2 protein-coding genes are annotated in these 16,406 nt (G+C 46.2%); both read right to left on the bottom strand.

What is annotated here, in order from left to right; genetic code table 11:
• Positions 1-65: 65 nt before the first annotated feature.
• The gene (locus J1C77_RS04630) at positions 66-5,966 is read right to left on the bottom strand and encodes a CshA/CshB family fibrillar adhesin-related protein (protein WP_002921624.1); all 5,901 of its coding nucleotides are present in this window, start codon (positions 5,964-5,966) and stop codon (positions 66-68) included.
• Positions 5,967-6,176: 210 nt separating this feature from the next.
• Entirely contained in the window at positions 6,177-16,355 is a 10,179-nt protein-coding gene (locus tag J1C77_RS04625; protein WP_002921626.1) for a CshA/CshB family fibrillar adhesin-related protein, read from the bottom strand.
• Between the last annotated feature and the right edge of the window lie 51 nt (positions 16,356-16,406).

The following is a 16,406-nucleotide window of genomic DNA, read 5'->3' as shown; positions in this document are numbered from 1 at the left end:
ACTTTTGGGGTGCGGTTCAATCTTCCCTCTTTTAATTTAGGAGTTAAAACCTAAGTTCCTACCTTTTAGTCTTCAGACTTTTTCTTTCTCTTCTCTAAACCAATCAGTCCTAAACCTGATACTCCCGCAAGTAAGCTTGCAGCCAAGTATGAAGTTTCTTCTGTACCAGTCTTAGGAAAGGATTTTGCACTCTCACTCTTAGAAAGAGATGGTGGTGCAGGTGTAATCGTCCGCTCTGGCTGAACAGGAGCTTCTGTCACAGTCGGAACGTAAACTGCTGAAATCGTCTGACCATTACGTTCTTTGCGAATCACTGTCACACCGTCAGCTCGGCCGACAAAGCCAGCTTCCGGTACAAAGGTCACTGTGCCATCTGGCGCAATCGTGTAGGTACCTTGGCCTGGAACAACCTTTTCAGTACTGCCATCCTCGAAAGTTGGAGGAACGGTTGGATCCACGTCTCCTTCAAAGATTGGTTTACCAGTCTGCGGCTGGCCTTTGAGACCGGTGCTGCCGGTATCTTCTGTAGCAGTGCTTCCCAAAACAGTTGGGGTATAGGTAGCCGTCACGGCATTGCCATAAATATCTGAACGCTTCACGACGACTCCGCGAGCAGTTCCGACAAAGTCTGCCTCCGGTACGAAAGTCACTGCCCCCAGCATATTGAAACGATAAGTTCCTTCTCCTGGGACAACCATTTCGGTGCTGCCATCCGCAAAGGTAGGTGCTACTGCCTGGTCAATCGCCCCTTCAAAGGTTGGCGTGCCCGTTTGAGCTTGGCCCTTGCGGCCGCTGGACACACTGTCCTGACTGGTTGATGGTGCAACCACGGTCGGAACATAGCGAGCCGTCACTGAGGTGCCATTCTTATCACGGCGGACAAGGGTCACACCGCTTCCCTTACCAAGGAAATCAGCTTCTGGAGTGAAAGTGACTGTACCGTCTGGTGTGATGGTATAAGTTCCCTCACCTGGAATGATTTTTTCCTTGCTTCCGTCTTCGAAGGTTGGATTTGCTGTTTCATCAATTGGCACCAATGGATCACCTGCTTCGAAGACAGGTTTGCCAGTTTGAACATGCCCCTTGATATTTGTAGATGTGGTATCTTTGCCAGTCGGAGTTACCTTGACAAACTCTGGACTATAGGTAGCCGTTACTGGAGTTCCGTTCTTATCAACACGTTTCACAGTGATTGAATCTGGTTTGCCTACAAACTGCTTCTCTGGTGTGAAGGTCACTGTGCCATCTGGTGCAATGGTGTAAGTTCCCTGACCTGGAATAGCCTTTTTCTTACTGCCATCTTCGAAGGTTGGCTCAGCGGTTTCATCAATTGGAACCAGTGGATCACCACCTTGGAAAGTTGGGGTACCAGTTTGCGGAAGACCTTGTGGGCCAGTGCTAGTCGCATTGGTACCTGTAGGAATCACTTTCGTGAACTCTGGGATGTAGGTAGCCATCACTGGCGTACCGTTTTTATCGACACGTTTTATAGTGATTGAATCTGGTTTACCTACAAACTGCTTGTCTGGGGTGAAGGTCACTGTACCATCTGAAGCGATGGTGTATGTTCCCTCACCTGGAATGGTCTTTTTCTTGCTTCCGTCGTTGAAGCTTGGCTCTACTGTGTCATCGATTGGAACAAGTGGGTCGCCGCCTTGGAAGGTTGGGGTACCCGTTTGCGAAAGACCTTGAGGACCTGTGCTGGTTGCGTTGGTGCCGATTGGCGTAACCTTAGTAAACTCTGGGCTGTATGTAGCCGTTACTGGGCTACCATTCTTATCCACTCGCTTCACAATGATAGGATCCGGTTTACCTACAAATTGCTTGTCTGGCGTGAAAGTTACTGCACCATCTGGTGCAATGGTATAGGTTCCCTGACCTGGAATCACTTTTTCCTTATTGCCATCAGCGAAAGTAGGCTCCACTGTATCATCAATTGGAACCAGTGGATCACCGCCCGCAAAGGTTGGGGTACCCGTTTGCGGAACACCCTGAGGACCGGTGCTAGTCGCTGTGGTGCCAGTTGGAGTTACCTTGGCGAACTCTGGACTGTATGTCGCAGTTACTGGAGTGCCATTTTTATCTACTCGTTTCACAGTCACTGAATCTGGCTTGCCTACAAACTGCTTGTCTGGCGTGAAGGTCACTGCGCCATCTGGTGCAATGGTGTAAGTTCCTTGATCTGGAATAGTCTTCTTCTTGCTTCCATCTTCAAAGGTCGGCTCAACGGTTTCATCAATTGGAACTAATGGATCACCACCTTGGAAAGTTGGTGTACCAGTTTGTGGAACACCCTGAGGACCAGTGCTAGTCGCATTAGTACCTACCGGTGTAACCTTAGTAACAGTTGGCGTGTAAGTTGCGGTTACTTCCGTTCCATTTTTATCAACACGTTTTACTGTAACTGGTGTTGGTGTGCCCACATACTGTTTCTCAGGTATAAAGGTGATAGAACCATCTGAGTTAATTGTGTATCCCCCTACTCCCTGAACAGTCTTCTTAGACTGACCGTCTTCGAAGGTCATTGGAGAATCCATATCAATTGGAACCGCTTGGTCACCGCCTGCAAAGGTTGGGGTACCAATTTGAGGCACACCCTGAGGACCTGTACTAGTCGCATCGGTGCTGGTTGGGGTTACTTGAGTCACTGTAGGTTGGTAAACTGCTTCTGCTGTAGAACCATTCATATCCCTTACACGAAGACGCGCAGGAGTAGGCGTCCCATGGAAATCTGGTGCAGGTTGGAAGCTAATATCTCCATTAGTTTGAACAGTATAAGTTCCTTGTAGCTTGCCACTTGCATCATGAACAAGCAGACTATTAGATTGTTGAATTTGCCCATTAACTACGAATTGTGGTCCCTCTGGCGCTAAAGGCACCGTCGCATTCTGTCCATTAATACTTGCTTGACCTGGAGTAAAGTTTAGGTGACTCGTTTGAAGTTTCCCTTGGAGGCCAGTAGTCTGCATATCTTGACCTGTTGGAGTTGCGGCCTTAACTTCGGCTTGATAAGCAGCGGTTACTTCTGTCCCGTTCATATCAACACGTTTAACAGATTCAGCACTTGGACGGCCAGTGTAGCTAGGAACCGGTTGGAAGGTTACGCGACCTGCGTTATCAACCATATAAGTTCCAACATTCGGAACAACCTTAGTTGTTTGACCGTTATCAAAAGTTGGAGCAACTGCCTCATTAATTGGCACACGATTATCACCTGGTGTAAAAATCAAATTACCAAATTGTTCAGCACCTTGAATACCCTCAGAGTTTGCTCCTTGTGCTGTTGGAACAACACGCGTTACTGTCGGTTGATAGGTTGCACGGTGCTCTGTTCCATCGGTATCATACAATTGTAGGTTAACAGGGTCAACTGTCCCCACAAATGACTTATTCGGAGTGAAAGTCACACGCCCAGTAGCTGGATCTAACTCAAAGGTTCCCACTTCTTGGCCTTGCGAGCTTGCTTTCACGCTTGTTCCAGCAATGCGATTGCCATCAGCATCCAAGAAAGAGACAGGATTCGTTGCAGATGGTTGAGCAGGTGTCTTAGCAGGATTTCCATCATTAAAGACAATATCTTGTACTTGAGGCAAACCTTGTGCGTCCGTCGAACGATGTTCCGTGAAATTCAAAACAGTCGGAATATAGCGGGCATCCATGTTATTCAACTTATCGTTGATAACAGGTTCTCCATTATTCTTCGCAATCCAATCTGTACTTGCGCCATTAGTATCAACACGGCGGATATTAATTCCTTGAGTAGTACCGATATAGCCAGTGCTAGGTTCAAATATCACATCCACATTTGTACCCTTGGCTGTTACTTTATATCGTCCCTCAGCAGTATTGTACCAACCGTCGCCATCTGCTGTTAATGTATTTCCAGCATTGTCCAAAACAAGAGGTGCTACAGTTGTATCAATAGCCGCTTTCTTGCTTTCATCATTTTGATCAATACCTTGAGGTGTAAACTGAAGAGTAGCTTTCTGAGGCTGGCCGATTATTCCCGAACTTTCCTTCTTTTCACCTTTTGGCGGATAGGTCAAGATGACTTCTAAGTCTTCAACTTCCCCACTAAAGGCTGTTCCAGTAGGTTTTTCAATATCTCCCTTATTTAGGGCAATGCGGACCCGCATTCCCAGCTTGCTAACTGCAGGATTGGTCATCGCTGGATTATTCTTAAAATTAACAGTATAGTCACCAGCCGTTGTTACTTCAGTAAATTCGCTGGCCTCATTTTCATCAAAAATACCGTTTTGATTGAAATCAATCCAAGCACGGACATAGGCCTTGCTATTACCATTGGCAGAGGCTTGGAGGCGAACTGAGTAGTCACCATTTTGAAGACGATTGACTCGGAAAAGGTTATTCGTCTTACCTGTCAAATCAGAAGGTAAAAGCTGATCAACCCCTTCGTCTGCGTGATCAGTATCGTCATCATGCCTCCAGTCATTCCCCGAAGTAGTATCAATATCAGCTTCAACTCGACCCAAGAATGGCTGAGGAGTTCTTGCACCCGTATTGGCATCATAACCAGAAATAGCATGAACAGCATTTCCATAAGAAGCCGGTGCATCCCCCTCATCAACTACCATAAAACCAATCATAGCAGCTTGCTGACCTGAAGAAGCAATATAAATCCCAACTTCTGAAGCACCTCGTGTCATCACAATCGGAACAGTGCGATCTTTAGAAGTATTAGGACCAAAGACCTGAGAACCTAAGCCTCCTGTTTTTTGATCTGGATTAGTAAAAGCAGTCCAGTCGATTACAGGTATAGTCGCATTATCCCCTATGTATTGTCCATATCTGTTAGGGTTCATCGGTGCATAAGTGTCGGTAATTACAGACCCATCTGGCCGAACACGTTTCCACTCTGCCAAGTGTTCCCATCCTTGGCCGTTGGTCGTGAAGATAGCATACTCTCCTGGGTTGGCTTCTTCTCCATCTGCCATGATAACCGTCGCTTTTACAGGTTTCCCAAGGTAAGTCGCTTCTACCTTGAACTTTATACCGTAGCTAGCACCATTTTTAGGAACTTGTAATTGAGTCTTTCGACCATTGGTGTTAATCCCTTGGTCTCGGACAGATGTCCATTGATTCTGCTCCGCTCCTATAATTTTCGGTCTAGCTGAATCTCCCTCAGCTTCTTGCTTTTTATAGTCTTCATTTACATATCTGAACCAAGTGTTTTTCGCATTCGGATCATAGCTATTTTCATACGCAGTACCCTTGACTCGGTCACGATAAATCTCTGTTGAGTGGAAAGGTTTTAATTCCGTCACTGTCAGTTTGATACGATAGCCTGGTGAAATTTCTTTTTCATAAACAGTACCAACTTTAAAGGAATCGTCCGTATCTAAGTTGCTGATAGCACTTTTATCCCCAAGATCCAGCCAGTTAATCTGCTTCATCAAGTCTGTCGGGTTCTTTTTTTCAGAATCAGCCAAAGTAGGCTTCTCAATGGTGTTGTTAGGGTCACCATCTCGCAGACCAGTAGGTGCTGCATCCCGTCTTACGCGACGAGAGCGACTAGGCTGAGCAGTCTCTGTAGTTCCTGCCGGTTGAGCAGGAGCTGGTTGGCTGTTTTCCTCAGACTTAACTTCTGCAGGAACAGTTGTTTGCGAAGAGGCAGTTTCTGCAGCCGGCTGCTCACTTGTTGGCTTATCAACTGAATCAGGCCTTGCAGTCGCTACCGCAGACGCATCTTCTGCTTGAACTGCAATAGTGTCAGGCTTACTTTCCTCAGCTGGTGAATTTACTGATTCTGCAGTACTTCCTGCGGAACCTGCTGTACCTGTTTGCGAAACCTCGCTTTGGGTATCAGAACCAACAGTTTCATCAGCGCTAACCTGTGTTGCTACTCCCAAAAGAAGCAGGGTTGACAAGAGCACAGAACAAACACCGACGTTTAGTTTCCGAATCGAAAACTTACGCAGGTGAGGATTAAATAAATCTTTTCCCATAATAATCTCCTAAATAATCATTTAAATTGCAGATTTTATTATACACTATTCTATTTTAGTTATCCATATATATAACTATAATTGTAAGAAACCAACATTATAATTAGACACTTTGTTGAAAACAGTCTATTTTTAACAAAAAAAGAGGAAAGATCCATAAACGAATCTTTCCTATTTTGATTTAGCGGTTAGAAGCTAAGTTCTCACCTCTTAGTCTTCAGACTTTTTCTTTCTCTTCTCTAAGCCAATCAGTCCTAAACCTGATACTCCCGCAAGTAAGCTTGCAGCTATGTATGAGGTTTCTTCTGTACCGGTCTTAGGAAGGGATTTTGCACCCTCGCTCTTAGAAAGAGACGGTGGTGCAGGCGTAATCGTCCGCTCTGGCTGAACAGGAGCTTCTGTTACAGTCGGAACGTAAACCGCTGAAATCGTCTGACCATTGCGGTCTTTGCGAATCACTGTCACACCGTCAGCTTGACCGACAAAGCCCGTTTCTGGTACAAAGGTCACAGTGCCATCTGGCGCAATCGTGTAAGTACCTTGGCCTGGAACAACCTTTTCAGTACTGCCATCCTCGAAAGTTGGAGGAACAGTTGGATCCACGTCGCCTTCAAAGATTGGTTTGCCAGTCTGCGGCTGTCCTTTTAGACCTGTGCTGCTGGTATCTTCTGTAGCAGTACTTCCCAAAACAGTTGGGGTATAGGTTGCCGTCACGGCATTGCCATAAATATCTGAACGCTTCACGACAACTCCGCGAGTAGTTCCGACAAAGTCTGCTTCCGGTACGAAGGTCACTGCCCCCAACATATTGAACCGATAAGTTCCTTCTCCTGGGACAACCATTTCGGTGCTGCCGTCCTCAAAGGTTGGTGCTACTGCCTGGTCAATCGCTCCTTCAAAGGTTGGCGTGCCCGTTTGAGCTTGACCCTTGCGACCACTAGATACACTATCCTTGCTAGTTGATGGTTCAACTACGGTAGGAACATAACGAGCTGTCACTGAGCTGCCATTCTTATCACGACGGACAAGGGTCACACCAGTTCCCTTACCAAGGAAATCAGCTTCTGGAGTGAAGGTGACTGTACCGTCTGGTGCGATGGTGTATGTTCCCTGACCTGGAATAGTCTTTTCCTTGCTTCCATCTTCAAAGGTTGGCTCAACTGACTCATCAATTGGAACCAATGGATCACCTGCCTCGAAGACAGGTTTCCCAGTCTGAACATGCCCCTTGATATTTGTAGAGGAAGCATCTTTACCAGTTGGGACTACTGCTTTCACTATTGCTTGATATTTGACAATAACAGGAGTTCCGTTAGCGTCTAAACGAATTAACCCCTGTTCTGATGTTTCACCCTTGAATTGTTTTATTGGGGTGAAGGTCACCTTGTTATCCGCATCCACTTCGAACTTACCAACATTTGGTACTTCTTTAATATTCTTTCCATTACCAAAGAGTGGAGTAGATCCAGCGGGGAATGGAACTAATTTATGTCCTGGCGTGAAAGTCACTTGACCTTTTTGAACCTGACCTTGCAGACCTTCTGTCTTAGTGCCAGTACCAGTCGGAGTTACCTTAGTGAACTCTGGACTGTAGGTCGCAGTTACTGGTGTGCCATTTTTATCTACTCGTTTCACAGTGATTGGATCTGGTTTGCCCACAAACTGCTTGTCGGGAGTGAAGGTTACTGCGCCATCCGGAGTAATGGTATAAGTTCCCTGACCTGGAATGGTCTTCTTCTTGCTTCCATCTTCGAAAGTTGGCTCTACTGTCTCATCGATCGGAACTAGTGGGTCTGCACCTTTGAAAGTTGGAGTGCCGGTTTGCGGAAGACCTTGTGGGCCAGTGCTCATTACGGTTGTGCCTGTTGGAGTCACCTCTTTCACTACCGCTTGGTACTTAACTGTAACAGGGGTGCCATTGACATCAGTGCGAGTTAATTCGAGTTCTGGTGTCTCACCCTTGAATTGTTTGTCGGGAGTGAAGGTCACCTTGCCGTCTGCGTCCACTTCAAACTTACCAACATTTGGTACTTCTTTAACTGTGGAACCATTGTCAAATAACGGAGTCGAATCCGCTGGGAATGGAACTGAATCATGACCAGGCGTGAAGGTCACTTTGCCTTCTTGGACTTGGCCTTGAAGCCCTTCTGTCTTGACACCAGTACCAGTTGGAGTTACCTTGGTGAACTCTGGACTGTAGGTCGCTGTTACTGGTGTGCCATTCTTGTCCACTCGCTTGACTGTGATTGGGTCCGGCTTACCTACAAACTGCTTGTCCGGTGTGAAGGTCACTACGCCATCTGGAGTAATGGTGTAAGTTCCCTGACCTGGAATCTTTTTCTCCTTACTTCCATCTTCGAAAGTTGGCTCTACTGATTCATCAATTGGAACTAGTGGATCACCGCCTGTGAAGGTTGGAGTACCCGTTTGAGGAACACCCTGAGGACCAGTGCTGGTTGCGGTAGTTCCTATTGGGGTCACTTTCTCAACTGTAGGTGTGTACTTAGCCGTCACTGGGGTACCATTCTTATCTACTCGCTTAACAACAACTGGGTCTGGTGTCCCAACAAATTGCTTGTCCGGTGTGAAAGTAACAGAACCATCTGGTGCCACTTCAAAAGTACCGACATTTGGAACTTCCTTGCGTTTGCTTCCATCATCGAAAGTCGCTGGAGTGTCATTATCCAGTGGTACATCTGGGTCGCCACCAACAAAGTTTGGTTTACCCATTTGTGGACTGCCTTGTGGACCCGTGCTGGTTGAGGTTTTACCTGTCGGAGTGACTTCCCTCACTACCGCTTGATATTTGACAGTTACTGGTGTTCCATTGGTATCCACACGAGTCAATTCAAGTTCTGGTGTTTCACCCTTAAACTGCTTGTCTGGTGTGAAGGTCACCTTACCATCCGCATCCACTTCAAACTTACCAACATTTGGTACTTCTTTAACTGCGGTACCATTATCGAATAATGGAGTTGAACCAGCTGGGAATGGAACTGAATCATGACCAGGCGTGAAGGTCACTTTGCCTTCTTGGACTTGGCCTTGAAGACCTTCTGTCTTGGTGCCAGTACCTGTCGGAATAACAGCAGTCACAGTCGCTTGGTAGTTAGCCTTAGCTACTGTACCATTGACATCGGCGCGTCTGATTTCGATTTCTGGTATCTTACCGACAAACGTTTTAACTGGAGTAAAGGTAACATTACCCTCCATATCAACCTCGAACTTACCGACTTTGGCAATTTCTTTGACATTCGTGCCAGTGTCAAAGACTGGTGTACTGTTTTCTGGAAAGCCGACTTGCGGATTTCCTGCTTCAAAAGTAATCTTACCTTTTTGAACTTGGCCTTGAAGCCCCTCTGTCTGAGCACCTGTGGCTCTTGGAGTGACTTTTTCAACTGTTGGTGTGTACTTAGCCGTCACTGGTGTACCATTCTTATCTACCCGCTTAACAGTTACCGGATCTGGTGTACCAACATATTGCTTGTCAGGTGTGAAAGTAACAGATCCATCTGGTGTTACTTCGAAGATTCCGACATTTGGAACTTCCTTGCGTTTGCTTCCATCATCGAAAGTCGCTGGAGTATCATTATCCAGTGGTACATCTGGGTCGCCACCAACAAAGTTTGGTTTACCCGTTTGTGGACGGCCTTGTGGGCCCGTGCTGGTTGAGGTGGTGCCTGTTGGAGTTACCTCTTTCACTACCGCTTGGTACTTAACTGTAACAGGGGTGCCGTTGGCATCTACACGAGTCAATTCAAGTTCTGGCGTTTCACCCTTGAATTGCTTGTCTGGAGTGAAAGTCACCTTGCCATCCGCATCCACTTCGAACTTACCAACATTCGGTACTTTCTTCACTGTTGAATTGTTATCAAAAAGCGGAGTCGAACCAGCCGGGAATGGAACTGAATCATGACCAGGCGTGAAGGTCACTTTGCCTTCTTGGACTTGGCCTTGAAGACCTTCTGTTTTAGTGCCGGTACCTGTTGGAGTCACCTTGGTAAACTCTGGACTGTAAGTCGCAGTTACTGGAGTACCATTCTTATCCACTCGTTTCACAGTGATTGGATCTGGTCTGCCTACAAACTGCTTCTCTGGCGTGAAGGTCACTGCTCCATCTGGAGTAATGGTGTAAGTTCCCTGACCTGGAATCTTCTTCTCCTTACTTCCATCTGCAAAGGTTGGCTCAACTGTTTCATCGATTGGAACCAGTGGATCTCCACCCTCAAAGGTTGGGGTACCAGTTTGTGGACGGCCTTGTGGACCGGTGCTAGTCGCTGTGGTGCCGGTTGGAGTTACCTTAGTAAACTCTGGGCTATATGTTGCAGTTACTGGCGTACCATTTTTATCCACACGTTTTACAGTGATTGGATCTGGTTTGCCTACAAATTGCTTGTCTGGCGTGAAGGTCACTACGCCATCTGGAGTGATGGTGTACGTTCCTTGACCTGGAATGGTTTTTTCCTTGCTGCCATCGTCAAAAGTTGGCTCGACTGTTTCATCGATTGGAACTAGTGGATCCGCAGCTTTGAAGGTTGGGGTTCCTGTTTGCGGGATACCCTGCGGACCGGTGCTCGTAACGGTGGTACCTGTCGGAGTTACTTCTTTCACTACCGCTTGGTACTTAACTGTAACAGGAGTGCCATTGGCGTCCACACGAATGATTCCTAATTCTGGTGTTTCACCCTTGAACTGTTTGTCTGGAGTGAAGGTCACAATACCATCTGCATCCACTTCGAACTTACCGATATTCGGTACTTCTTTAATATTTTTTCCGTTACCAAATAGCGGAGTCGAACCTGCTGGGAATGGAACTAATTCATGGCCTGGCGTGAAGGTGACATGACCTTTTTGAACCTGACCTTGAAGACCTTCTGTCTTATCACCAGTACCTGTCGGGGTAACAGCTGTCACACTTGCTTGGTAATTGGCTTTTGCTGCTGTACCGTTGACATCTGTACGGCTAAGTTCAACTTCTGGTGTCTTACCGACAAACGATTTGACTGGTGTGAAGGTAACATTACCCTCCGCATCAACCTCGAACTTACCGACTTTAGCAACTTCCTGTACAGTAGTGCCAGTATCAAAAATTGGCGTACTGTTTTCTGGGAAGCCGACTTGCGGACTTCCTGCTTCAAAAGTAACTTTGGCTTTTTGAACTTGGCCTTGAAGCCCCTCTGTCTGAGCACCTGTCGCTCTTGGAGACACTTTCTCAACAGTTGGCGTATACTTGGCTGTCACAGGAGTGCCATTTTTGTCCACTCGCTTAACAATAACCGGATCTGGTGTGCCAACAAATTGCTTATCTGGGGTAAAGGTGACAGAACCGTCTGGTGCCACTTCAAAGATACCGACATTTGGAACAACCTTGCGCTTGCTTCCGTCATCGAAAGTAGCCGGAGTATCATTATCCAGTGGAACTCCCGGAGTGCCGCTCACGAAGTTTGGCTTGCCTGTTTGTGGACGGCCTTGCTCACCAGTGCTGGTGATATTTGTTCCCGTTGGAACCACTTCTTTCACCACTGCTTGGTATTTGACGGTAACAGGAGTGCCATTCACATCTGCTCGAACCAATGTCAGATCAGGAGTGATTCCCTTAAACTGCTTGTCTGGCGTGAAAGTCACCTTGCCATTGGCATCCACTTCAAATTTACCAACGGTTGGAATCTCTTTAACAGTCAAACCATTGTCAAAGAGCGGAGTTGTTTCAGCTGGAAACGGCACAGAATCATGACCTGGTGTGAAGCTAACATGGCCTTCTTGAACCTGACCTTGCAATCCTTCTGTCTTATCACCAGTACCAGTCGGAGTTACCTTGGTGAATTCTGGACTGTAGGTCGCTGTCACTGGAGTGCCATTCTTATCCACTCGCTTAACGGTAACTGGATCAGGTTTGCCTACAAACTGCTTCTCCGGTGTGAAGGTCACTGCGCCATCTGGAGTGATGGTGTAAGTTCCCTGGCTTGGAATAGTCTTTTCCTTGCTGCCATCTTTGAAGGTAGGCTCGACTGCTTCATCAATCGGAACTAGCGGATCACCACCTTGGAAAGTTGGGGTACCTGTTTGCGGGATACCCTGAGGACCAGTGCTAGTCACATTAGTTCCTGTTGGAGTTACTGATGTAACTGTCGCGATATAAGTGACTTTTGCTGCAATACCATTTGCATCTTTGCGAGAAATGCTAATTTCTGGCGTTTCACCTACAAAGCGCTTGTCTGGCATGAAGGTGACATTGCCCTCAGCATCTACTTCGAACTTACCGACTTTGGCAATTTCTTTCACATTCGTACCCGTGTCAAAGACTGGCGTGCTATTGGCTGGGAATTCTACTTTTGGATCGCCAGCTTTAAAAGTTACACGGCCCTTTTGGACTTGGCCTTGCGGACCTTCTGTCTGATCTCCAGTTCCCGTCGGAGTCACAGCGGTCACAGTCGCCCGATATTTGGCCTTGGCTACTGTACCATTAACATCTGTACGGCTGAGTTCGACTTCTGGAGTTTTGCCTACAAAGGTTTTGACTGGAGTAAAGGTGACATTACCCTCCGTATCAACCTCGAACTTACCGACTTTGGCAATTTCTTTCACATTCGTGCCGGTGTCAAAGACTGGGGTGCTGTTTTCTGGGAAACCAACTTGAGGACTTCCTGGTTCAAAAGTAACTTTTCCTTTTTGAACTTGGCCTTGAGGGCCTTTCGTCTGAGCGCCTGTTGCTTTTGGGGTCACCTTCTCAACAGTAGGCGTGTACTTAGCCGTCACAGGAGTGCCATTCTTATCTACACGCTTAACAACAACCGGGTCTGGTGTCCCAACATATTGCTTGTCCGGTGTGAAAGTAACAGATCCATCTGGTGCCACTTCAAAGATTCCGACATTTGGAACCACCTTGCGCTTGCTTCCATCTTCGAAAGTCGCTGGAGTATCATTATCCAATGGTACATCTGGGTTGCCACTGACAAAGTTTGGCTTACCTGTCTGTGGACGGCCTTGTTTACCAGTGCTGGTAATGTTTGTTCCGGTTGGAGTTACAGCAGTGACTGTTGCCTTGTAGATAGCTGTAGCTGTGCTGCCATTCGTATCTGTACGAGTAATCCTGATGTCTGGCGTAAGGCCTTTAAATTGTTTCTCTGGAGTAAAGGTTACATTTCCATTCACGTCCACTTCAAACTTACCAACAGTAGGCACTTCTTTAACAGTCGAACCATTGTCAAAGAGCGGAGTTGAGCCAGCTGGAAAGACCACTGTTTGTTTTTGACCGTTGACTTGCGCAGAACCTTCTGTGAAGCTGATTTTTCCTCGCTGAACTTGGCCTTGTATACCACTGGTTTCAGCATTCGTCGCACTTGGTGCTGCTGCTTTTACATCAGCCTGATAGGTAGCTGTTACTTCTGTTCCATTGACATCTACTCGCTTGACAGTCTCTGCCGCTGGCCGTCCAGTATAAGTTAGCAGTGGAGTAAAGGTAACTAGGCCTTGATTATCCACCTGATAAGTACCAACATCAACAATTGTTTTAGTTTGGCTGCCATTATCAAAGGTTGGCAACTTCTTGCTATCAATGGGCACACGATTATTGCCTGGATTGAAGCTCAACTGTCCTGTCTGAACTGCACCTTGAATGCCCTCACTGCTGGCACCTTGAGCAGTTGGTCTAACAGGTGTCACCTTTGGCTGATAAACAGCTTGATGCGGAATGCCTTTGCCATCAATCATTTGAACAGACACAGGGTCTACAGTACCAACAAAGTTTTTGTTTGGTTTGAAAGTAATCTTACCTGTTGCAGATTCGACTTCAAAACGACCGACTTCCCGACCATTTGATAAAGCTAGAACTCTAGTATCATCTGTAGTCGTTCCATCTGCTTTCACAAATTTTACAGGATTTGCTGCCGTCGGACTTGCCGGAGTTTTGTCAGCATCACCATCATTAAAGACAGGCGTCTTTTCTTGCGTCAGTCCTTGAGCATCCGTTGTTTCATACTTAGGAACATTGAGCACGGTTGGTACATAACGTCCATCCATGGTATTGAGTTGGTCATTGATGACTGCTTCAGCCTGATTCTTGGCAATCCAATCTGTACTTGCGCCGTTAGTATCAAAACGACGAATGTTAATCCCCTGAGCTGTGCCGATAAAGCCAGCTTTAGGCTCATATACCACATCTACATCAGCAGCATTTGCTGTTACTTTATAACGGCCTTCAGCAGTGTTGTACCAGCCTGCTGCATCAGCAGTCAGGGCATTTCCTCTCGCATCCAATACAATCGGAGCTTTAGTAGTATCAATCGCTACTTTCTTATTTTCAGTATTTTGAGCAATCCCCTGCGGAGTAAAATGAAGAGTGGCTGTCTGTCTCTGATCACGGATTCCAGTACTTTCCTTCTTCTCACCTTTTGGTGGATAGGTCAGTTCAACTTCTAGATCTTCCACCTCACCACTAAATGCAGTTCCGGTTGGCTTTTCAATATCTCCCTTGTTCAAGGCGATACGAACCCGCATTCCCAACTTGCTAAGTTCAGGATTAGTCATAGCTGGATTCTTCTTAAAGTTGACAGTATAATCTCCCGCAGTTGTTACTTCGGTAAATTCACTGGCTTCGTCTTCGTCAAAGACACCATTATTATTGAAGTCAATCCACGCGCGAACATAGGCTTTTTCGTATCCATTAGCCGAAGCATGGATGCGGAGAGAATAATCTCCGTCATGCAGACGGTTTACTGGAAAAAGACCATTGGTTTTCCCGACTAAATCATCAGACAAGAGCTGATTAATACCTTCATCGGCTAAATCATTCTGATCGTCATGCTTCCAGTTGTTTCCAGATGTGGTATCAATATCAGCCGCAACACGGCCCAAGAATGGCTGTGGATTTTGACCGCCAGTTTCTGCATTGTATCTTGAAATAGCATGAATCGCTTTTCCATAGGAATCCGGTGCATCACCTTCATCAATTGCCATAAAACCAATCATCGCAGCCTGCTGACCAGAAGAAGCTATGTAAATACCAACCTCTGAAGCACCACGAGTCATCACAAGTGGAATCGTATTATTTCTAGAAACATTCGGTCCAAATACTTGACTTCCCAGTCCGCCAGTCTTTTGATCAGGACTGACATAGGCCTGCCAATGAACCCCAGTACCGTCATTTCCAATAAATTGGCCTTCTGTAGTAGGCTTCATTGGCTTATAGGTTTCTGTAATCTCAGTAGTCACACCATTTGCGTCTGTAACTGTACGCTTCCATTCGGCCAAATGTTCCCAACCCTTACCATTGGTTGTAAAGATAGCATACTCACCAGGGTTTGCCTCTTCTCCATCAGCCATGACAACGGTTGCTTTAACAGGCTTCCCACGATATCTAGCTTCAACTTTGAACTTCACGCCATAGTTAGCTTCATCTTTAGGAACCTGCAGTTGGGTCTTACGCCCTTTGGTATCAATTCCCTCTGACTTAATAGCTGAATATTGATTCTGAGCAGCACCAGTAATTTTAGGACGGTAATCATCACCATACCAATACTGATAAGCATAATTATTGCTATTGTTATATTGAAGCCAAGTATTTTTTGCATTGGGATCATAACTGCTTTCGTACTCAGTTCCCTTTACTCGATCACGATAGATCTCTGTCGCATAGAAAGGTTTCAATTCCGTCACAGTCAGTTTGACCACATAGCCTGGAGAAATTTCCTTCTCATATACTGTTCCAACTTTAAAGGAGCCATCTTTATCTAGATTTCTCAGTGATTTAGTATCACCAAAATCTAGCCAGTTTACCTGCTTCATCAACTCATCAGAACGTTTCCTCACTGATTCTTCCAGTGTTGGTTTAGAAACTGTAGGATTAGGTGTCGCATCTTGTATAGCAGAGCTAGCTTGACCAGCAGGACTGGCTGTACGGAATGAAGTTCCTGCCTCCATTGGCTGACCATTACGATCAGACCTTGGCATAGCCGCAGAACTTGGTTTTGGCGTATATTGCACTGAATAAGAGCGCGTCCGACTAGCTTCAGCTGGTCTGGCTTCATTAGAGGTCTCAGCTGTTTGATTAGCTTCTTGTGCCTTTTCAGGTGCTGTTTGCTCTGAAACTGCAGCTGGACTTACCAGCTGATTTTGATCAGCACTTGCTTCTGAGTTAGCTGTTTCAGGAACAGCAGATGTTGCTGTATTCTCAAGAGCAGGCTGACTGACTGGCTGACTCATAGCAGAGTCCGTCGGTTTTTCTGGCAGTGAGATATTATCATCTACAGATCCGCTGGCAGTTTCATCTGCATTGACCGTAGCCGCAGTACCTAAAAGAAAAACGGTAGATAATAATACCGAGCAAACTCCGACATTTAATTTTCGAATTGAAAACTTATTTAAATGGGGGTTAAATAATTCTTTTCCCATAGAATCTCCTATATTAATATTTAATAGCAATTGGTATTATACAACATTTAT

The organism is Streptococcus sanguinis (assembly GCF_050223295.1).
GTDB lineage: Bacteria > Bacillota > Bacilli > Lactobacillales > Streptococcaceae > Streptococcus > Streptococcus sanguinis_X.
Note: the sequence above shows the minus strand (reverse complement) of the source record. Positions and strands in the feature narration are given on the sequence as shown.

What these genes read in the sequence shown, in the direction of transcription:
- J1C77_RS04630 (WP_002921624.1), bottom strand. Translation starts at nt 5,966, where the DNA reads ATGGGAAAAGATTTATTTAATCCTCACCTGCGTAAGTTTTCGATTCGG.
- J1C77_RS04625 (WP_002921626.1), bottom strand. Translation starts at nt 16,355, where the DNA reads ATGGGAAAAGAATTATTTAACCCCCATTTAAATAAGTTTTCAATTCGA.